Below are 19,403 nucleotides of genomic sequence, written 5' to 3' on the forward strand. Positions count from 1 at the left end.
CACTCTCTCCCGACTCATACCAAGATCCGCATCTCAGCATGTCATGCCGGAATCGGAAGCTCCCCTTCGACCCCGTCTAGTCCCGCCGAGCGGTCCCGTCGATGTGTTCCCGCACCTGCTCCGGCGTCAGATAGGCGTCCGTGTACTCGAAGTCCTTCAGCCGGGCGGCCTTGCGGGTCTGGAACCCGGTCCGTACGAAGTCGTCGCCGGCGACCGCGTTGAGCAGCCAGTTCGTCATCACCCGCGTCTTGGCCACGTTGGTGCGCAGCGCGGACCAGTGGTAGCCGCGGGCGACGGCCTGGGCGGGCAGGCCACGCAGTTCGATGCCCAGCGGCTTGGAGACCGCGTCGGTGCCGCCGAGGTCGACGACGAGCCCGAGGTCCTTGTGGACGTACGGCTGCAGCGTCTGTCCCCGCAGTGTCGCGATGACGTTGTCGGCGACGTGCTTGCCCTGCCGCAGGGCGTGCTGCGCGGTGGGCGGGCACATGGCGCCGTCGTCGCCCTTGGCCAGATCCGGTACGGCGGCCGAGTCGCCGAGCGCGAACACCCCGTCGTTGCCCGGCAGGTTCATCTCGGGGGCGACCGCGAGCCGTCCCTTGACCGTCTCGGCGCCGAGCGTGGCGATGAGCGGGCTGGCGACCACCCCGGCGGTCCAGATCAGCGTGCGCGTCGGGATCACCCGGCCGTCGGTGAAGGTGACCTCCTCGGGGCCCGCCTTCGCGATGGAGACGCCCAGCGAGATCTCGATGCCCCGCCGTCGCAGGATCTCCTGCGCGCTGCTGCCGAGCTTCTCGCCGAGCTCCGGCATCAGCTTCGGCGCGATGTCGATCAGATGCCACTTGATCAGCCCCGGGTCCAGCCGCGGGTAGCGCTTCACGGCGGCGTGCGTCAGGCGCTGCAGGCACGCCGCGGTCTCGGTGCCCGCGTAGCCGCCGCCGACCACCACGAACTGCAGCCGCGAGGCCCGCTCGTCCGGGTCCTGGCTCGCGTCGGCCAGATCCAGCTGCGAGATGACGTGGTCACGGACGTACGCCGCCTCGGCGAGCGTCTTCATCCCGAACGCGTGGTCCGTCAGACCCGGGATGTCGAAGGTACGGGTGATGCTGCCGGGGGCCAGCACGATGTAGTCGTACGGCTCGTTGACGATCTGGTCGGTGATGGTGCGGATGACGCAGACCTTGGACTTCAGGTCGACGCCGACGGCCCCGCCCGGAATGATCCGCGTGCGGTACTTCTTGCTGCGGCGCAGGGAGACGGCGATCGACTGCGGCGTCAGCACGCCGGAGGCGACCTGGGGGAGCAACGGCAGGTAGAGCTGGTAGGCGAACGGCGTCACCAGCGTGACGTCGGCCTCGTCCGGGGAGAGTTTCCGTTCCAGACGGCGGACGCACTCCACGCCGGCGAAGCCTGCGCCAACCACCAGGATCCTGGGTCGTGTCACGGTGTTCATCCCTTTCTGCGGCTCCAGGCGGTCTGCCTCGAACGCCTTTCGACTGCCCATGGATCGCCGGTTCGCACCCCTTCGATCCCACCGTGTGTCCGGCCGGCACGCCAGTCGGACGCGGCAGGCAGACGAACGCGTCGATCACCACCATGCCCGCCCCGTGGCCGAAAAGCACCAGGCGGGAGTGAAGAACGCGTGCAAGGCACGGCCGCCCCGAGCCGCTGCCGGAACGCGCCGTCAGGACGCGGCGTCCCCTTGGAGATGACACAGCAACAGACACACATCGTCGTCGCGCTCGGAATCGCTCAGCAGCGGATGCAGGATCCGGTCCGCCGAGCCCTCCAGATCCGCGTCCAGCTCCGCGGAACGGAACCCGCCGAGCGCCGCGGCCAGCCGCCCGATACCCGGGTCTATGCCCTGCGCGCGCCGCTCGACCAGCCCGTCCGTGTACAGCGCGAGCGTCGAGCCGGGCTCCACCCGCTCCGTGTGGTCGTCGATCTCCTGGGTGAGAGGGATGCCGAGCATGGCGCCGGGTTTGGCGTCGAGCGTGCGCACGGTCCCGTCGGGCAGCCGCAGCACCGGCGGCGGATGCCCCGCGGCGGCCCAGGTCAGGGTGGGCTCGTCCGGGTGGAAGCGCGCGATGACGGCGGTGGCGTACAGATCGGGCTGGAGATGGTGCAGGAACCGGTGCAGCCGGGTCAGCAGCCGGCCCGGGCTGTCGCCGTCGACGGCGTACGCCCGCAGCGCGGTGCGCAGCTGGCTCATCATGACGGCCGCGTGCAGCCCGTGCCCGGTCACATCCCCGATGACCGTGATGAGACCGCCGTCCCGCTGGCGGAACGCGTCGTACCAGTCACCGCCGATGTTCATCCCGTGCGTGGCGGGCAGATACCGGGCGGCCAGGCTCAGGCCCGGCGTCGTCGGCAGATCCGTGAGGAGGGCGCGCTGCAGCGTCTCGGCGATGTCGCGGTTGTGCTCGAAGCGCCGGGCGTTGTCGATCGCGATGCTGGCCCGCCGGGTCAGCTCGATCAGCATCACCGCGTCGTCCGGGTCCCAGCGCGCACCGGGCGGCGACAGGGTCAGGACTCCCAGCGGCGCCCGCCGCGTCGGCAGCGGGACGCACAGCAGCGGCCGTCCGGGATCCAGCGCCGACGGCGGCTGGTCCTCGACGCCGGGCAGGCCCCCCGGATGGTCGGCGGCGTACTGGGGCCGGCCCGTCCGGGCCGCGACCACGGCGGCGGCCGGATGCGGCGCCGACCCGTGCCGGTCGTCCTCGTGGTCGAACAGCCAGATGTCGACGCTGCGCGCGTACTCCGGCACCAGCAGGTCGGGCAGCCGGCGCACGATCTCCTCGTGGTTGAGCGAGGCCGTCAGCACGGCACTCGCGTCCGCGAGGAAGGTCAGCCTGCGGCGGGCGCTCTCCGCCTCGTTGCGTGCGCTGCGCTCGGCGGCGAACGCCTCGCGCTGGGCCCGCCCGGCCGCGTCCAGCTCCGCGTGCAGCGCCAGGACGCCCTGGTTCGTCTGGTGCAGCTCCTCACGGTGGAAGGAGACCAGGTCCTCCTGCTCGGTGAGCTTGTCCAGCACCACGGCCGTGTCCTCGTCGGCGCCGAGCAGCGCCTCCGCGAGGGCGGCAGGGTCGTCCGCGACGGTGCCGCTCTCCCCGGCCCGGGCCGCCTCGGGACAGGGGACCGTGACCTCCCACGGTGGCTCCCCGGCCGCGGCGGACGCGTCCGGGGACGGTGTCACCACGGCGTGCAGCAGCCCCTCCTCGGCGGGGGAACCGGCCAGGTCCATGGTGAGCAGCCAGGTGCCGCCCTTGGTGAGGCACTGGCGCAGCTGTGCGCTGAGGGCGGCGGCCAGCCTCGTCCGTTCGACGGTGGACACCCCGTAAGCGGCGGCCAGGCGCGCGAGAGCGATGCGGGCGCGTGCCGCATCGGTGACGGTGGTGATCTGCCAAGTGCGCATCATGGGAGTTCCGGCGGGGTCGGAGTCAGCACGGCCACGGCGGTGTCGTCCCGCACCGGCCGGGCGGGACTGCTCGCGTCACGTATCGTCACGGCGGCCGTCACGGCCGGGTCGGCCGGGGGCAGCCCGCCGTCGGCCGTCGGCGTCCAGCGGCTGGGCAGGCCGTCGGTGTGCAGGATCAGCAGCGGGTCGTCCCTCCAGTCGGCCTCCTCCTCGCGGAGGGTGCCGGGCCGGTGGACCCCGACGATGCCGGGCCGCGACAGCAGGTGGCGCCAGGTGCCGTCCGTGCGCAGCCGCGCCCCCACGTTCCCGATGCCGGCGAACCGCAGCCGCCCGGCCCGCAGGTCGAGCTGGGCCACGGCCACGGCCGCGCCCCGGGTGCCCTTCAGCGCGTCGTGCAGCCGCCGCAGCGCGTCGGCGGGGGAGAGGTGGGACCAGCGGTGCAGCGCCCCGACCGCGGCGGACGAGGCACGAGCGGCCTCCGGACCGTGCCCCAGACCGTCCGCCAGCATCAGCGTCACCCGCTCCCCGGCCCGCACCCACGCCCAGGCGTCGCCCGAGCACTCGGCACCGGCGTAGGGGATGTTCACGCCTCCGGCCCGCACACCGGCGACCGGCGCCGGACTGTCGTCAGACCGGCCGGGACGCGCTTCACGCCCCGGGGCACCGGAGACCTGCCGGGACCAGGGGCCGTTCTCGGGTTCGTTCCCGGCTTCGCGCTCCAGGACGCCGTCGGCCACCGCCGCGTGCCCCGTCGGACCGCCGCACGCCATGGCTCCGACCTCCGGCCGGTCACCTGCCGGAGGACCTCCCGGCACGCCCGAAGGCCACGACCCGACGCCGGAAACCCCGCCGCCGGACCACCCCGGGACGGTACCGCCCGGTGTGTCGGGCCCGGGCAGGCCGCCCCGGCTCCCCGAGGCCCCGTCGGCCCACACCCGCACGGCCGGCCCGGCGGGTGTGCCGTCGCCGCGGGGCGTGACGCCCACACGGGCCACCACGACCGTGCCGCGGCCCGGCGTGCTGTGCAGGCCGAAGTCGTCGGCGAGACGCAGACATGTGCCGAGGCCCGCGCCGAGCGAGCGCGTCGTGGAGAAACCGTCGCGCAGCGCCGCGGCCACGTCGGGAATGCCCGGACCGTGGTCGATCGCGGCGATCTGCACGGCCCGGGACTCCTCACGCCCCTCCCGCAGCACGGGCGGCGCCACTACGTCGATGAGCACCTGACCACCCTCGGCGTGCTTGAGCAGATTCGTGGCGAGCTCGGTCGCCACCAGCGCGGCGGCCGCGGTGCGCCGCTCGTCGAGACCGGCCGTCGCGGCCGCGTCCTCCGCGGCGACCCGCGCGTCGCGCACCCGCGTCGAGTCGCGCACCGGGACGTCCCACACGCGCGGCATCAGGCCTCCTCGCGCGGACGCGGCGGCTGGGCGACCCAGCAGGTCACCCGCACGGTGGTGCCGTCGCCCGGCGTACTGTCGATGTGGAAGTCGTGCACCAGGCGCCGCGCGCCGCTCAGCCCCATCCCCAGCCCGCCGCCGGAGGTGTAGCCGTCGCTGAGCGCCCGGTCCAGATCGGCGATGCCCGGCCCCTCGTCGGTGAAGGCCAGACACAGGCCCCGCGCACCCGCGCTGCTGACCCGCGTCACCTGCATCTGCCCGCCACCGCCGTGCACGAGGGTGTTGCGGGCCAGCTCACTGGCCGCGGTGACCAGCTTGGTCTGCGCCACCAGGCCGAAGCCGAGCCGGGCCGCGGCCTGCCGCACGTGCTGTCGCACCCACACCAGGTCCATGTCCGACCGGATGGGCAGGCAGGCCTCCACGCCCGCGGCGGTGTGCATCACGGACTCTCCTGACGCGGGCCGCCGGGACGGGTCACCGGGGTCTGCCGCGCGAGGAGCTGCATGCCCGCCTCGGTGCTGAGCGCGGTGTGCAGCCCCGGCAGCGTCAGCCCCAGTTCCACCAGGGTGATGGCGACCGCCGGGCGCATGCCGGCCACCACGGTCCGCGCGGCCAGCAGCTTGGCCTGCGCGGCGATCTCGGCCAGCACCCGGCCGAGGAAGGAGTCGACGATCTCCACGCCGGAGATGTCGATGAGGACACCGCGCACCCCGGTACGGGAGATCGTCTCCGCGAGGTCCTGTTCCAGCTGCTGCGCCGTGCTGTCGTGCAGGTCCCCCTGGAGCGTGACCAGGAGGACGTCGCCGAGCCGCAGGACCGGCACATGGCCCGGGACGGGACGGAGGTAGGCGTCGCTCACCGCTGTCCCGCACCCGCGTTCACGATGTCCGCGCCCAGCTGGTGCAGCGCGTACCCCAGCGCGTCGGCGAGGTTCGCGCGGGTGATCACGTCCAGGTCCAGACCGAGGTGGACGATGGTCTGCGCGATGGCGGGACGGATGCCGGAGACGATGCACTCGGCGCCCATCAGCCGCGCGGCGGCCACCGTCTTCATCAGGTGCTGCGCCACCAGCGAGTCGACCGTGGGCACGCCGGTGATGTCCAGGATCGCGAACCGGGCGTGCTGCTCGACGACGGCGTCCAGCAGTGTCTCCATGACCACCTGGCTGCGAGCGCTGTCGAGCGTCCCGATCAGCGGCACGGCCACGATGCCGTCCCACAGCCGGATGACGGGCGTGGCCACCTCCATCAGCTGCAGCCGCTGCCGGTCGCTGAGCGCCTCCCACTCGCTCAGCGCCGTCTGCATGGCCACCAGCCGCAGGGTCCCCATCAGCACGGTGAACGCCGTCGAACACGCCCGCAGGTGCTCCGGCGGGGTCTGCTCCAGGTCGGCGGTCAGCAAATTCTCCACGGGCGGCCGCAGGGCGGCCAGCTCGCTGGACACCTGGGTGTTGGACAGCCCGGCACGGGAACGGGCCGCGCCCATCCGGGCCAGCTGCTCGCGCACCCCGCTGAACCCCGCGGCGTCCGGGTCCTCCACCTGGTCCGAGTCGGCCACCTGGGCCAGCGCGTCTACGACGGCCTTGCCCGCCTCCACCGCCTCGTCGCGCGAGACGGTGAACACGGTGCGGAACAGGTGCTCGTCCGCCCACCGCTGGGCGATCTGTTCCCGCCGGCGGTGCAGGAAGTCCCTGACCTCCCGGGTGGGCGTGGCGAGCTGTCCGTCCGCTTCGTGCTCCGGCACCTGGTTCTCTCCTCATCCGCGTTGCGTCGACCGAGCCCGCTTCGGAAACGAGAACGGCGTGGGGACACTTGCCGGGCGACAACTCTAACCATGCCCCGACCTCGTACGACACCTGATCCGGCGCAAGCGATCCGCCGCAGGGGCAGCGCGGAGCGAGGGCACCGGGCCGCCGGTCCGGCCGGCGGCCCGCCCGAGGGGCACCCGGTCGTCAGGCGCCCGCTTCGCCCGGCTCCTCGGGGGTGTCCGGTACGTCGTCGGCACGGGCCAGGGCCTCGTCCACGCTCTCCGATATCGGAACCGTGATGCTGACGCCCGTCAGGTCGAGGATGCGTCGTACGGCGGACGTCGGGCTGATGACGTGCACACTGCCGGCGGTCTTTCGGGTCTCCTGGTACACCCGGAGGATGATGTTCATCCCCGACGAGTCCATGAAGGGGACGGACGACAGGTCGAGCAGGAAGTGCCGTCGGCCGTGGTGGAGTTGGTTGGCCAGATGGGCCTGGAACTCGGTCGCGGTGTCGACGTCCAGGTAGCCGTCGACCGTGATCAGGGCCACGTCCTCCCGGGGCAGCTCGACTTCCACGGACAGCGGGTTCTGGGCGAGGGGCACGGATACCTCCAACAAGTGCTACGGCCTGGTCTGGTCACCTCTCAGGGGTGACCGCGGTACGGGGCGACGCCGGTCGTGGGACGGGCTCGAATGCCATGTCTCATCTGCCTCCCTTCGCCACCGGGCTCCGTATTTCACCGCGCCCCCGCGATTACCCCGGAAACAGCCCTCCATTCACTCTGCCCCGAACCTCTGCGAGACCTGCCGCTGCGCGTCGTACGGTGGCAGGGGTGTGCGCCGAATGCGCTTGCGGCAGGAGGGTAATTGCTGCTGTGGAGCCGGGTGGGCGGGACCGTCCGCCGGGGATCCGCTATCCGCACACCGCGAGGGAGGATGGAGCAGCGTGGCCATCGACAGAATCTGGTCGTACGCGCCGGGCAGCGGTCACGTCGAGGGGCAGGACCTGACCGGGTTCACCGTCGCCGCGACCGACGGCACGATCGGGCACCTGGACCGCGAGGCCGCCCCGCACGGCATGCGGCACCTGGTCGTCGACACCGGAGTCTGGGTGTTCGGCCGCAGCGTGCTGGTGCCGGCCGGAGTCGTCATCGGCGTCGACACACAGGCCCGGAAGATCACACTGGCCTGCACCAGGGGAGACGCGAAGGCGGCCCCCCGCTTCCAGACGGACAGCGAGACCAGGGACCGGGGGTACCTGACGGCCGTGGGCGACTACTACGACCGGCTGCCGCCACGTGCGGCGACTTCGGTCTGAGCCGGTCCGAGCCGGTCACGGGCGTACCGCGCCCGTGACGCTCCCGGCTCCTCAGGGCGGCTCACCAGGGCAGGAACACGTGCACGTCCTTGCCGCGCTCGTCGGCCACCACGCTGACCTGGTCGCACAGGGTGTGGATCAGATGCCAGCCGATGCCGCCGCCACCGCTGCGCGGATCGAAGGGCCGCGGGGCGGGCTCCGTGCTGCTGGTGTCGTGCATCACCACATGCACCCCGTCGAAGGTCCGGCGCATCCGCAGCGCGAACGGGCCCGGGGCGTACTGGACCGCGTTGGCGGCCAGTTCCGTCACCACCAGCAGGATGTCGTCCCAGTACTCGGGGGCGGAGGGCGGCGAGGATCGTGCCAGGTCACGCAAGAACCCCTCCGCGGCCAGCCGCGCACCGGTCACGTCGTGCGGCTCGCCCACGAAGCTGTTCGTGCGGCTCGGGATGTCCTCGGAGGTCAGTGCGTCGTCCCCACGCGGCTCGGTTGACATATCGCCTTTCCGGCCCGGTCGTCAGCAAGGGCTGTCGTCAGGGCTGTCGTCCTTTCTCTTGTGTCGCCACTGTCGTGTTCCCGTGCGAGCGCGGACTACGCGTCCGGTCCGCGTTCAGCGGAACACGTTGTCCGAGTCGTCCCAGTGCGACGGATCCTCCGGGGTGCTCGGCCGCGAGGGACGCCTGCGCGACTCGTACATCGCGTCGATCTCGGCCGCGTAGTGCCGCACGATCTCGTCCCGGCGCAGCTTCATCGACGGCGTCAGCAGCCCGTTGGTCACGTCGAACGGCTCCGGCAGGACCCGGAACACCCGGATCGACTCCGACCGCGACACGGCACTGTTGGCCGCGGCCACGGCCCGCGCGACCTCCTCCCGCAGCGCGTTCTCCTCCCGCGCCTCCCGCATCTCGCCCTGCAGCGCCAGCGCCGCCCGCCAGTGCGCCAGGAAGTCCGGATCCAGCGTGATCAGGGCGCCGACACAGGGCCGGTTGTCACCCACCACCACGGCCTGGTGAATGAGCGGGTGCATCCGCAGCCGCTGTTCCAGGGCCGCCGGGGCGACGCTCTTGCCGCTGCTCGTGATGATGATGTCCTTCTTGCGGCCGGTGATCGTCAGATAGCCCTCCGGGTCCAGTCGCCCGAGGTCACCGGTGGCCAGCCAGCCGCCGCGCAGCGCGGCCCGGGTGCCGGCGTCGTCACCCACGTACCCCTGGAACACCGACGGGCCGCGCACCAGGATCTCCCCGTCGTCGGCGACCTGGATCTCCGTGCCCGGCAGCGCCTGCCCCACGGTCCCCGACTTCTCCCGGCCCAGCGGCTGCATCGTCACCCCGCCGCTGGTCTCCGTCAGGCCGTAGCCGTCGTTCACATAGATGCCGATGCCCTCGTAGAAGAGGGACAGGTCGCGGCTGAGGGGAGAACCGCCGGATGTCGCCCGCCGTACCCGGCCGCCCAGCGCGGCCCGCAGCCTGCGGTACACCGTGCGGTCGTAGAGGGCGTGCTGGAGCCGCAGATCGAAACCGGGTCCGCGGCCCCGGCCCAGCCGCTGGCGTTCGAGGGCCGCGGCGAAGTCCCGCGCCGTCTCGGCGGCCCGCTCGAACAGCCCGCCGTGGCCCTCCTGCTGCGCCGTGCGCAGGAAGTTCTTGTAGATCTTCTCGAAGACCGACGGGACCGCGTAGAAGTACGTGGGCCTGAAGGAGCGCAGCGCCGAGAACAGCGCCTCCCCGCCGAGGTCGGCCTGGTGCCCCATCAGCAGGCCGCCGCGTACGCACAGGCCCTGGATCATGAGCCCGTACACATGGGAGAAGGGCAGGAAGGCCAGCACGGAGCCCTGCTCCCCGCGCGGGGCCGCCGTCCGGCCCCATCCGGCCAGCAGCGTGTCGCAGGGCCCGGCCAGGTTGCGATGGCTGAGGGCGCAGCCCAGGGCGTGGCCGGTCGTGCCGGAGGTGTAGGCGATGACGGCCGTGGAGTCCGGCAGCACGATGCGGCGCATCGAGTCGACCGTGGCGATCGGCACGGACTCCCCGCGCACCGCCAGCTCCTCCAGCGCCCCCGCGTCCAGCTGCCAGACGTGGCTCAGTAACGGCAGCGCCGCGCACACCGAGCCGACGGTCATGACGCCCTGCTCGTCCTCGACCACCACGGCCACACAACCGGAGTCCCGCAGGATCCACTCCACCTGGTCGCGCGACGACGACGGATAGACCGGGACGACCTCGGCGCCCACGGCCCACAGCGCGTAGCACAGGACCGTCCACTCGTACCGGGTGCGCGCCATGATCGCCACACGGTGGCCCGGCGCGATCCCGGACGCGATCAAACCCTTGGCCACGTCCACCACTTCGTCGCGCAGCTCGATGGCCGTCACCTCCTCCCAGACGGCGGAGGCGGGGTCGGTGCGGCGGGCGAGCATCGGCCGGGTGGGTTCGCGGTCCGCCGTCTCGAAGACGCTGTCGGCGAGCCCGCCGGTCAGGGGCGAGAAGGCCGGTGGAGCGAGGGCCGTTTCGCGCATGCACTGCTCCTGACGTGTACGGGGTGTGACATTGCCGACGGGTACCGTCATCGGCGGTGCTCGAATGTAGTCGAGTCGGGACCCTTCGGGGTCGGGAAATACGGAAGTGACACCGCTGATGATCTCGGCGTGATCGGGGGACACGGGAGGCATGAGTCACATCAGTCCCGATCCCGAACCCGAACGCACCCCCGGCCTGGAACCGGGCGGCGGCGTACCGCCGGGCGAAACCCCGCCCGCGGAAAGCAGCATGCCCGAGGCGGGCCCCCGGGAGACGCACAACCCTCCCAAGGGCTGGGCCAGGACACCTCTGACCCTGATCATCGTCCTCGTGGTGCTGATCGCGGCGTTCTTCCTGGCCTACGCCATAGTCCTGATGGTCTGAACACCTGTCGCTCCGAGCCCGAACACCCGTACAACAAGAGGGGCGGGACGCCTCACGCCTGGGTGTGGCGCACGCACTCCGTGACGACGTCCCGCAGGCTGCCCGTGCGCTCCATGAGCTCGCGCTGCACCTGTGCGCCGTTGCCCTCCCGCAGCAGTTGCTCGCAGGCGGCCCGGGCCCGCTCGAAGTCACCTGCGTCCGCGAGGGCCTCACCGACATGGTCCAGCAGGGCACGGACCACTGCCTCGACGGGCAGGCGCCGCATGGTCGCGGGGTGCAGCAGCTCGCCCGTCAGACCGGACCGCGCGGCCTGCCAGTGGGCCAGCCGCAGCAGGCTGACGCTGTGGTCGAAGGGCTCCCGGCCCGCCCGCCACTCGCGGGCGGCGGTCTCGACGAGCCCGCGGACCAGGGTGGCGACCAGCGCGGCCGTGCGGGAGTGCAGACAGACGTCCGAGACCCGCACCTCCACCGTCGGGTACTGCCGGGACAGCCGTGCGTCGAAGTAGATCATCCCGTCGTCGAGGATGACCCCGGTGGCCACCATCTCCGCGACCAGCCGGTGGTACCGCTCGGCCGAGCCGAAGATCTCGGTCGGACCGGCCGACGGCCAGCGCTGCCACACCCGGCTGCGATAGCTGCTGTACCCCGAGTCATGGCCCTGCCAGAAGGGCGAGTTCGCGCTGAGCGACGTCAGGACCTGAAGCCACGGCCGCACCCGGTCGATGACCGCCACGCCCTCCTCGTCGGACTCGACCGACACGTGCACATGGCAGCCCATGACGAGCTGCTCCCGGGTGGCGATGCCGTACCGCTCCGCCATCCACTGGTAGCGCTGGTTGACGCTGATGGCAGGGCTCACCGGCAGCGGGGAGGTGGCGAGCGCCGCGACGGTGCAGCCGATCTCCCCGGCGTGCCGGGCGGCCTCCTCGCGGCAGCGGGCGATCTCCGCGCGCAGGCTCTCCATGGACGACTGCGGATGGGTGGCGAACTCCAGCATCTGCTCGTGGAGTTCCTTCTCGAAAACGTCCTGATCCGCGTCGTCCCGTTCCGCGTGGGCGAGCACCGCCGCGGACAGCGCTCGCGGCTCGCCGGTCTCCGGATCGACGAGGAGGAGCTCCTCCTCCACTCCGACGGTGCGCACCTGATGCCCGCCCTTCTGCGACCCTGCCGCGTCGTACCACCGGATTCTCCCGGTGGTACGACCCCCAGTGCCCCTCACAGGCGGGTCGGACACCTGGTGCGCCCCCGGGACTTCACGGAGCGAACGGCCTCAGCCACACGGTGGCCAGCGGCGGCAGCGTGATCCGGACCAGGCCGTCCTCCGGTTTGGCCGGATCCGGGTTGGTGACGCCGCCGCCGCCGTAGCGCGTGTCGTCGGTGTTGAGGGTCTCCTGCCAGGCGACGACGTCGCCCGGGACCCAGAGGCCGTAGTCGTGCCGGACGACGGGGGAGAAGTTCGACACCGCCAGCAGCGGACTGCCCTCGGCGTCGTACCGGAGGAACGCGAAGACGTTGTCGTCGGCCGAGTCCACCGCCACCCACCGGAAGCCCTCGGGACGGGTGTCGCACTGCCACAGCGCCGGTGTCGCCCGGTACGCCGTGTTCAGGTCGCGGACCAGATCGCGCACGCCCCGGTGGTCACCCGCCGAGTGGTAGCCGTCGTCGAGCAGCCACCATTCCGGCCCGTGCTCCACCGACCACTCGGCGCCCTGCGCGAACTCCTGCCCCATGAACAGCAGCTGCTTGCCGGGGTGGCCCCACATGAAGCCGAGGTAGGCGCGGGTCGTGGCGCGCCGCTGCCACCAGTCGCCCGGCGCCTTCGACACCAGCGCCTGCTTGCCGTGCACGACCTCGTCGTGGGAGATCGGCAGGACGTAGTTCTCGCTGTACGCGTACACCATGGAGAACGTCATCTCGTGGTGGTGGTACTTGCGGTGCACCGGCTCATGGCTCAGGTACTCCAGCGAGTCGTGCATCCAGCCCATGTTCCACTTCAGCCCGAACCCGAGCCCGCCGGTGTCGGTGGGCCGGGTCACGCCGCCCCAGGCGGTGGACTCCTCCGCGATGGTGACCACGCCGGGAGCACGCCGGTACACGGTCGCGTTCATCTCCTGCAGGAACGCCATGGCCGCCAGGTCCTCCCGGCCGCCGTAGGCGTTGGGCTCCCACTGGCCGTCCTCGCGCGAGTAGTCCAGGTAGAGCATCGAGGCCACCGCGTCGACCCGCAGCCCGTCGATGTGGAACTCCTCGCACCAGTACACCGCGTTCGCCACGAGGAAGTTGCGCACCTCGGTGCGGCCGAAGTCGAACTCGTACGTGCCCCAGTCCGGGTGCTCGGCACGCCGCCCGTCCCCGGGCTCGTACAGCGGGTCCCCGTCGAACCGGGCCAGCGCCCAGTCGTCCTTCGGGAAGTGCGCCGGCACCCAGTCCATGATCACGCCGATGCCGGCCCGGTGGCAGGCGTCGACGAAGAACCGGAAGTCGTCCGGAGAGCCCAGCCGGGCCGTCGGCGCGTAGAAACCCGTGACCTGGTAGCCCCACGAGCCGTGGAAGGGGTGCTCGGCGACCGGCATCAACTCGACGTGTGTGAAGCCGAGGTCCTTGACGTACGCCGGGAGTTCCTCGGCGAGCTGCCGGTAGGTCAGCCCCGGGCGCCAGGACGGCAGATGCACCTCGTACACCGACATCGGCGCCTCGTGCACGGGCGTGTCGGCGCGGTGGGCCATCCACTCGGCATCGGCCCACTCATGGTGCGAGGCCGTCACGATCGACGCCGTGTTGGGCGGCTCCTCGGCACGGCGGGCCATCGGGTCCGCCTTGAGGAAGCGCTGCCCGTACCGGGAGTGGATCTCGAACTTGTACGCCGTGCCCTCGCCGACGCCCGGCAGGAACAGCTCCCACACCCCGGACGCGCCCAGCGACCGCATCGGGAACTGCGTCCCGTCCCAGTGGGTGAAGTCCGTGGCGACCCGCACGCCCTGCGCGTTCGGCGCCCACACCGTGAACCGGGTGCCGGTCACGCCCTCGTGGGTCATGGGCTCGGCGCCGAGCGCCTGCCACAGCTGCTCGTGCCGGCCCTCGCGGATCAGGTGCAGGTCGAGCTCGCCGAGGGCGGGCAGGAAGCGGTACGGGTCGTGCGTCTCCTGCTCGCCGCCCTCGTACGCCACGTGCAGCGTGTACGCGGGGATGGCTTCCAGCGGCAGTACGGCCGAGAAAAGGCCGCCGCCCTCCGAGACGAGGGCCGTACGCCGGCCGTCGATCACGACGCTCACGGAGTGGGCGAAGGGACGCAGGGCCCGGAACGCGATCCCGCCGGGGACCGGGTGGGCGCCGAGCAGCGCGTGCGGATCATGGTGGGCGCCCGCGAGCAGACGCCCGCGGTCCTCCGGGCTCAGGGCGGGCGCGGTCACGCTTGGGACCGGGCCTGACGGCTCCGGGATTGAGGTGTCTCGCAGGGCCACGGCTCAGTCTCCTCTCACAGCGAGGCGCTCGATCGCCGCCATCGGTACAGGCAGCCAGTCGGGGCGGTGCCGTGCCTCGTACAGCACCTCGTACACGGCCCGGTCCGTCTCGTAGGCCCGGAGCAGTCCGTGCTTCTTTCGCGGGTCCCAGCCGGCACGGGCGGCATAGCCCGCGCAGTAGGCCTCGCGGCAGCGGCGCGCCCACTCCGGGCGCCAGGGGCGGCGCTGCCGGGCGGCGTAGTCGAAGGAGCGCAGCATCCCGGCGATGTCCCGCACGGGGGAGTGGGCGCTGCGCCGTTCGGAGAGCGGCCGGGACGGCTCGCCCTCGAAGTCGATGACGAACCACTCACGCCCGGCCCGCAGCACCTGGCCCAGGTGCAGGTCGCCGTGGATGCGCTGGGCGGGCGGCCCGGCATCGCAGGTGGTGAGGGCGGCGAACGCGGTCCGCAGGCCCGGCACGAACGGCTGGAGCGCGGGCACACAGTGCGCGGCGGCGTCCAGCCGCTCGGTCATCGCCGTCGCCGTACGCCCGTTCTCCCCGGGCGCGCCGACCGGGAAGGCCGAGGCCAGCGCGAGATGCACATCCGCCGTGGCCGCGCCGAGCGCCCGCGCCTGGACCGTGAAGTCGTCCCCGGCGGCCAGGGCGTGCAGCGCCAGCGTCCAGCCGTCGGAGGCGTCCCGCAGATACGGCTGGAGCACACCGAGCGTGGCCTTGAAGGGATGGTTCATCTGGAACCATGCCACGGGCGCGGGGACGCGGTGGCAGCCCTGGCGGGCCAGCGCCCCGGGCACCTCCAGGTCCGGGTTCACGCCCGGCTGGATGCGTCGGAAGATCTTCAGGATGTACTCGTCGCCGTACACCAGCGAGGAGTTGGACTGCTCGGCGTCGAGCAGCCGCGGCACCAGCCCGGCCGGCACCTGCTGGTCCGGGTCGCAGTCGAAGCGCAGCGGGCCGGCGGTGCCGGGCTGCCGCAGCCGGTCCAGGAGCAGCTGGGCCGAACGGGGATCGTGCAGCGCGTCGTAGACCGTCAGGCCGGCCAGCGGCCCGTCCTGCACCTGCCCGATGAGCGCCCGGCCGAGGCGCGGTGACGGGTGTTCCCGTACGCCCAGCAGGAGCTGGTAGCAGTCGCCGGCCGGGGGAGCACCGCCCGGCGACGGCACACCCGTGTGCCCGGCGTGCCCGGCGTGCACCAGCAGGTGCAGACAGCCCGGGAACAGCTCGGTCATCGACAGCAGGCCGAGCTCAGTGACGGGCCGGTCCTTGCCCGCGAACCAGCGCTGGCGGGGCAGCCAGTCGCGCAGCAGAGCGCCGAGCGACTCCATGGGCTCGGCAAGGCGCGTGAGGCTCGGGCGCAGGGATGCGGTCTTCGGCATGGTCACGCCTCCTTGTCCCGGCGCGTGCTCACAGCCGCCGGCCGATGCGGGATGCGACTCGGGTGAGCCGGAACCAGTAGAAGCCGTGACCCCCGAGGGTCAGCAGATACGGCAGCTCGCCGATGGCCGGGAAGCGGACCCCGCCGAACAGCTCCACCGGATGGCGTCCGGCGAACTCGCGCAGATCGAGTTCGGTGGGCTGGGCGAACCGCGCGAAGTTGTTCACGCACAGCACCAGGTCGTCCTCGTACTCCCTGAGGAAGGCCAGCACCGCGGGGTTGGAGGAGGGCAGTTCGGTGTATGTGCCGAGTCCGAAGGCGGGGTTCTGCTTGCGGATCTCGATCATGCGGTGGGTCCAGTGCAGCAGCGACGACGGCGAGGACATGGAGGCCTCGACATTGGTCACCTGGTGGCCGTAGACCGGGTCCATGATCGCCGGCAGGAAGAGGCGGCCCGGGTCGCAGGTGGAGAACCCGGCGTTGCGGTCCGGGGTCCACTGCATGGGGGTCCGGACGGCGTCCCGGTCGCCGAGCCAGATGTTGTCGCCCATGCCGATCTCGTCGCCGTAGTAGAGGATCGGCGAGCCGGGGAGGGCCAGCAGCAGCGCGGTGAACAGCTCGATGGTGTGCCGGTCGTTGTCCAGCAGGGGAGCGAGGCGCCTGCGGATGCCGATGTTGGCGCGCATGCGGGGGTCCTTGGCGTACTCGGCCCACATGTAGTCGCGCTCTTCGTCGGTGACCATCTCGAGGGTCAGCTCGTCGTGGTTGCGCAGGAACATCCCCCACTGGCAGCCCGAGGGGATGGCCGGGGTCTTGGCCAGGATTTCCGAGACCGGGTAGCGGGACTCGCGGCGTACGGCCATGAAGATGCGCGGCATGACCGGGAAGTGGAAGGCCATGTGGCACTCGTCGCCGCCGCTGGGGTAGTCGCCGAAGTAGTCGACGACGTCCTCGGGCCACTGGTTGGCCTCGGCGAGCAGCACCGTGTCCGGGTACTGGGTGTCGATCTCCTTGCGGACGCGCTTGAGGAACGTGTGGGTGGCGGGCAGGTTCTCGCAGTTGGTGCCCTCGGCCGCGTACAGGTACGGCACCGCGTCCAGCCGGAAGCCGTCGATGCCCAGGTCCAGCCAGAACTTCAGCGCCGCCAGGATCTCCTCCTGGACGCGCGGGTTCTCGTAGTTGAGATCCGGCTGGTGCGAGAAGAAGCGGTGGAAGAAGTACTGGCCGCGCACCGGGTCGTACGTCCAGTTCGACGTCTCCGTGTCGACGAAGATGATCCGGGCGTCCGGATAGCCCTTGTCGTCGTCGGCCCACACGTAGTAGTCCCCGTAGGGCCCGTCGGGGTCCTTGCGCGACTCCTGGAACCACGCGTGCTCGTCGCTGGTGTGGTTCATGACGAAGTCGATGATCACGCGCATGCCGCGCTGGTGGGCGGCGTCGACGAACTCCACGAAGTCGGCGAGGTCGCCGAACTCCGGCAGCACGGCCGTGTAGTCGGAGACGTCGTAGCCGCCGTCGCGGAGCGGGGACTTGAAGAACGGCGGCAGCCACAGGCAGTCGACGCCGAGCCACTGGAGGTAGTCGAGCTTGGCGGTCAGGCCCTTCAGGTCACCGACACCGTCGCCGTTGCTGTCCTGGAACGAGCGGACGAGCACCTCGTAGAAGACGGCGCGCTTGAACCACTCCGGGTCCCGGTCCCTGACGGGAGTGTCCTCGAAGGTGTCCAGCACGGGCTCGTTCACGGTCATGACGTTCCTGCCCCTCCGATCGCTTGCGCGGCGGGCGGTGACAGGACGTGGAAGACGTGCGCGGGAGCCCGCCCCGGCTCCAGACGCACGTAGTTGTTCCTGCTCCAGTGGTAGGTCTCGCCGGTGAGCTCGTCCCGCACCGGCACCGACTCGTGCCAGTCCAGGCCGAGTTGCGGCATGTCCAGCGAGACCGTCGCCTCCTGGGCGTGGTGCGGGTCGAGGTTGGCGACCACCAGGACGACGTCGTTTCCCGTGCGCTTGCTGTACGCGATGAGGGCGTCGTTGTCGGTGTGGTGGAAGCGGAGATTCCTGAGCCGGTGCAGTGCGAGGTGTTCCCGGCGGATGGTGTTGAGCCTGGTCAGCAGCGGGGTGATGGTGCGTCCCTCGCGTGCGGCGGTCTTCCAGTCGCGGCGGGTGAGCTGGTACTTCTCCGAGTTCAGGTACTCCTCGCTGCCCTCTCTGAGCGGGGTGTTCTCGCACAGTTCGTAGCCGGAGTAGATGCCCCAGGTCGGTGAGAGGGTCGCGGCGAGGACGGCCCGGACCTCGAAGGCGGGCCGGCCGCCCTGCTGGAGGTAGGCGTGCAGGATGTCGGGGGTGTTGGCGAAGAAGTTCGGCCGCATGTACGTGGCGGCCTCGCCGGACAGTTCCGTGAGGTAGTCGGTCAGCTCCTGCTTGGTGTTGCGCCAGGTGAAGTAGGTGTAGGACTGCTGGAAGCCGATCTGGGCCAGGGTGGCCATCATCGCCGGGCGGGTGAACGCCTCGGCCAGGAAGATCACATCCGGGTCGGTGCGGTTGATGTCCGCGATCACCCGCTCCCAGAACACCACCGGCTTGGTGTGCGGGTTGTCCACGCGGAAGATCCGCACCCCGCTGTCCATCCAGTGCCGCAGCACCCGCACGGTCTCGGCGATCAGGCCGTCCATGTCGGCGTCGAAGGCGATGGGGTAGATGTCCTGGTATTTCTTCGGCGGGTTCTCGGCGTAGGCGATGGTGCCGTCGGGGCGGTGGTGGAACCACTCGGGGTGTTTCTGCACCCAGGGGTGGTCGGGGGAGCACTGCAGCGCGAAGTCGAGGGCCACCTCCATGCCGAGCTCGCGGGCCTGGCCGACGAACCAGGTGAAGTCCTCCAGGGTGCCCAGGGCGGGGTGGACGGCGTCGTGGCCGCCCTCCGGGGAGCCGATCGCCCACGGGACGCCGACGTCGTCGGGGCCGGGGGAGAGGGTGTTGTTCCTGCCTTTGCGGAAGGTGGTGCCGATGGGGTGGATCGGGGGCAGGTAGACGACGTCGAAGCCCATCGCGGCGATCGCGGGCAGCCGGCGCGCGGCGGTGCGGAAGGTGCCGTGCGGCTGCTGCCGGGTGCCCTCGGAGCGGGGGAAGAACTCGTACCAGGAGCCGTACAGGGCCCGCTCCCGCTCCACCAGCAGCGGCAGCGGCTCGGAGGTCGTGACCAGGTCCCGCAGCGGATGGCGGGCCAGCACCTCCTCCACCTCCGGTGTCAGCGCCCCGGCGAGCCGCTCCGGAGGGGACAGCGAGTCGTCGCGCAGCGTCTCCGCCGCGCCGAGCAGCACACCGCGGCCGTCGCCCTTCGGCACGCCGGCCGCTGCCCGCTCGTAGAGTTCGGCGCCCTCCTCCAGGACCAGGCCCGGGTCGATGCCGGCCGGCACCTTGATGCCCGCCGCACGGCGCCAGGTGGCCACCGGATCGCTCCAGGCCTGCACCCGGTACGACCAGCGGCCGACCGCGTCGGCGGTGACCTCGGCGCCCCAGCGGTCGCTGCCCGGGGCCAGCTCCCGCATCGGCGTCCACGGCCCGGGGCGGCCCTCGGGGTCCTTGAGCACGACATTGGCGGCCACCGCGTCGTGCCCCTCCCGGAACACGGTGGCGGTGACCTCGAACGCCTCTCCCACGACCGCCTTCGCCGGCCGGTTGCCGCTCTCCACGGCCGGCCGGACATCCCGTACCGGGATACGGCCGATGGCCCGGGTCCTACTCATGGTCCTCACCTCCACCGTGCTCGAAACCGGGCCCCCAGGGCCCGGTTCATGGGGACAAG

The 19,403-nt window shown here is 71.7% G+C and carries 16 protein-coding genes; 2 read left to right on the top strand and 14 right to left on the bottom strand.

Annotated features, from left to right (window positions below; genetic code table 11):
• Positions 1–76 precede the first annotated feature (76 nt).
• The 7 genes from ACFT32_RS13470 to ACFT32_RS13500 form a co-directional block, all read right to left on the bottom strand.
• Positions 77–1,450: an NAD(P)/FAD-dependent oxidoreductase gene (locus ACFT32_RS13470; protein WP_382488566.1), complete on the bottom strand. Its 1,374-nt coding sequence runs from the start codon at positions 1,448–1,450 to the stop codon at positions 77–79.
• A 231-nt stretch (positions 1,451–1,681) separates the two neighbouring features.
• Positions 1,682–3,412, bottom strand: coding sequence for a PP2C family protein-serine/threonine phosphatase (locus tag ACFT32_RS13475; RefSeq protein ID WP_382488567.1), 1,731 nt, complete (start codon positions 3,410–3,412; stop codon positions 1,682–1,684).
• Entirely contained in the window at positions 3,409–4,806 is a 1,398-nt protein-coding gene (locus tag ACFT32_RS13480) for a SpoIIE family protein phosphatase (protein ID WP_382488568.1), read from the bottom strand. Before ACFT32_RS13480 ends, ACFT32_RS13475 begins: the two co-directional genes overlap by 4 nt.
• The gene (locus tag ACFT32_RS13485) at positions 4,806–5,246 is read right to left on the bottom strand and encodes an anti-sigma regulatory factor (RefSeq protein ID WP_382488903.1); all 441 of its coding nucleotides are present in this window, start codon (positions 5,244–5,246) and stop codon (positions 4,806–4,808) included. The genes ACFT32_RS13480 and ACFT32_RS13485 overlap by 1 nt, the downstream gene beginning before the upstream one ends.
• Positions 5,246–5,665, bottom strand: a complete 420-nt coding sequence (locus ACFT32_RS13490) for an STAS domain-containing protein (RefSeq protein WP_382488569.1) — start codon at positions 5,663–5,665, stop codon at positions 5,246–5,248. The genes ACFT32_RS13485 and ACFT32_RS13490 overlap by 1 nt, the downstream gene beginning before the upstream one ends.
• Positions 5,662–6,549, bottom strand: a complete 888-nt coding sequence (locus tag ACFT32_RS13495; protein ID WP_382488570.1) for an STAS domain-containing protein — start codon at positions 6,547–6,549, stop codon at positions 5,662–5,664. Before ACFT32_RS13495 ends, ACFT32_RS13490 begins: the two co-directional genes overlap by 4 nt.
• A 208-nt stretch (positions 6,550–6,757) precedes the next feature.
• Complete coding sequence (locus tag ACFT32_RS13500; protein WP_382488571.1) at positions 6,758–7,159, bottom strand: STAS domain-containing protein; 402 nt, start codon at positions 7,157–7,159, stop codon at positions 6,758–6,760.
• A 343-nt stretch (positions 7,160–7,502) separates the two neighbouring features.
• Between ACFT32_RS13500 and ACFT32_RS13505 the strand changes: the two genes are divergently transcribed.
• Positions 7,503–7,874 carry a PRC-barrel domain containing protein gene (locus ACFT32_RS13505; protein WP_382488572.1) on the top strand — a complete coding sequence of 124 codons (372 nt, stop codon included), beginning with the start codon at positions 7,503–7,505 and terminating at the stop codon, positions 7,872–7,874.
• Positions 7,875–7,935: 61 nt separating this feature from the next.
• Here the strand turns inward: ACFT32_RS13505 and ACFT32_RS13510 are convergent, their stop codons facing one another.
• Together ACFT32_RS13510 and ACFT32_RS13515 are read right to left on the bottom strand one after the other, a co-directional pair.
• Positions 7,936–8,370, bottom strand: coding sequence for an ATP-binding protein (locus ACFT32_RS13510; protein WP_382488573.1), 435 nt, complete (start codon positions 8,368–8,370; stop codon positions 7,936–7,938).
• A gap of 114 nt (positions 8,371–8,484) precedes the next feature.
• Positions 8,485–10,383, bottom strand: a complete 1,899-nt coding sequence (locus ACFT32_RS13515) for an AMP-dependent synthetase/ligase (RefSeq protein WP_382488574.1) — start codon at positions 10,381–10,383, stop codon at positions 8,485–8,487.
• A 151-nt stretch (positions 10,384–10,534) separates the two neighbouring features.
• On the opposite strand from ACFT32_RS13515, the gene ACFT32_RS13520 reads away from it, so the two are divergent.
• Positions 10,535–10,768 carry a DUF6480 family protein gene (locus ACFT32_RS13520; RefSeq protein ID WP_382488575.1) on the top strand — a complete coding sequence of 78 codons (234 nt, stop codon included), beginning with the start codon at positions 10,535–10,537 and terminating at the stop codon, positions 10,766–10,768.
• A 52-nt stretch (positions 10,769–10,820) separates the two neighbouring features.
• Here the strand turns inward: ACFT32_RS13520 and ACFT32_RS13525 are convergent, their stop codons facing one another.
• From ACFT32_RS13525 to ACFT32_RS13545, 5 genes are all read right to left on the bottom strand, one after another.
• Positions 10,821–11,909 carry a glutamate--cysteine ligase gene (locus tag ACFT32_RS13525; protein WP_382488576.1) on the bottom strand — a complete coding sequence of 363 codons (1,089 nt, stop codon included), beginning with the start codon at positions 11,907–11,909 and terminating at the stop codon, positions 10,821–10,823.
• Between the two features lie 112 nt (positions 11,910–12,021).
• Positions 12,022–14,229, bottom strand: a complete 2,208-nt coding sequence (gene glgB / locus ACFT32_RS13530; protein WP_382488577.1) for a 1,4-alpha-glucan branching enzyme — start codon at positions 14,227–14,229, stop codon at positions 12,022–12,024.
• Positions 14,230–14,232: 3 nt separating this feature from the next.
• Positions 14,233–15,603, bottom strand: coding sequence for a maltokinase (locus tag ACFT32_RS13535; RefSeq protein WP_382488578.1), 1,371 nt, complete (start codon positions 15,601–15,603; stop codon positions 14,233–14,235).
• Positions 15,604–15,631: 28 nt separating this feature from the next.
• A complete protein-coding gene (gene treS / locus ACFT32_RS13540) occupies positions 15,632–17,350 on the bottom strand; it encodes a maltose alpha-D-glucosyltransferase (protein WP_382488579.1) in 1,719 nt (572 codons plus the stop codon).
• Positions 17,347–19,344, bottom strand: a complete 1,998-nt coding sequence (locus ACFT32_RS13545; RefSeq protein WP_382488580.1) for an alpha-1,4-glucan--maltose-1-phosphate maltosyltransferase — start codon at positions 19,342–19,344, stop codon at positions 17,347–17,349. Before ACFT32_RS13545 ends, treS begins: the two co-directional genes overlap by 4 nt.
• Between the last annotated feature and the right edge of the window lie 59 nt (positions 19,345–19,403).

It is taken from the genome of Streptomyces sp. NPDC057002 (assembly GCF_042673825.1).
In the GTDB taxonomy this organism is placed as follows: domain Bacteria; phylum Actinomycetota; class Actinomycetes; order Streptomycetales; family Streptomycetaceae; genus Streptomyces.

What these genes read in the sequence shown, in the direction of transcription:
- ACFT32_RS13470 (WP_382488566.1), bottom strand. Translation starts at nt 1,450, where the DNA reads ATGAACACCGTGACACGACCCAGGATCCTGGTGGTTGGCGCAGGCTTC.
- ACFT32_RS13475 (WP_382488567.1), bottom strand. Translation starts at nt 3,412, where the DNA reads ATGATGCGCACTTGGCAGATCACCACCGTCACCGATGCGGCACGCGCC.
- ACFT32_RS13480 (WP_382488568.1), bottom strand. Translation starts at nt 4,806, where the DNA reads ATGCCGCGCGTGTGGGACGTCCCGGTGCGCGACTCGACGCGGGTGCGC.
- ACFT32_RS13485 (WP_382488903.1), bottom strand. Translation starts at nt 5,246, where the DNA reads ATGCACACCGCCGCGGGCGTGGAGGCCTGCCTGCCCATCCGGTCGGAC.
- ACFT32_RS13510 (WP_382488573.1), bottom strand. Translation starts at nt 8,370, where the DNA reads ATGTCAACCGAGCCGCGTGGGGACGACGCACTGACCTCCGAGGACATC.
- ACFT32_RS13515 (WP_382488574.1), bottom strand. Translation starts at nt 10,383, where the DNA reads ATGCGCGAAACGGCCCTCGCTCCACCGGCCTTCTCGCCCCTGACCGGC.
- ACFT32_RS13520 (WP_382488575.1), top strand. Translation starts at nt 10,535, where the DNA reads ATGAGTCACATCAGTCCCGATCCCGAACCCGAACGCACCCCCGGCCTG.
- ACFT32_RS13535 (WP_382488578.1), bottom strand. Translation starts at nt 15,603, where the DNA reads ATGCCGAAGACCGCATCCCTGCGCCCGAGCCTCACGCGCCTTGCCGAG.
- treS (WP_382488579.1), bottom strand. Translation starts at nt 17,350, where the DNA reads ATGACCGTGAACGAGCCCGTGCTGGACACCTTCGAGGACACTCCCGTC.
- ACFT32_RS13545 (WP_382488580.1), bottom strand. Translation starts at nt 19,344, where the DNA reads ATGAGTAGGACCCGGGCCATCGGCCGTATCCCGGTACGGGATGTCCGG.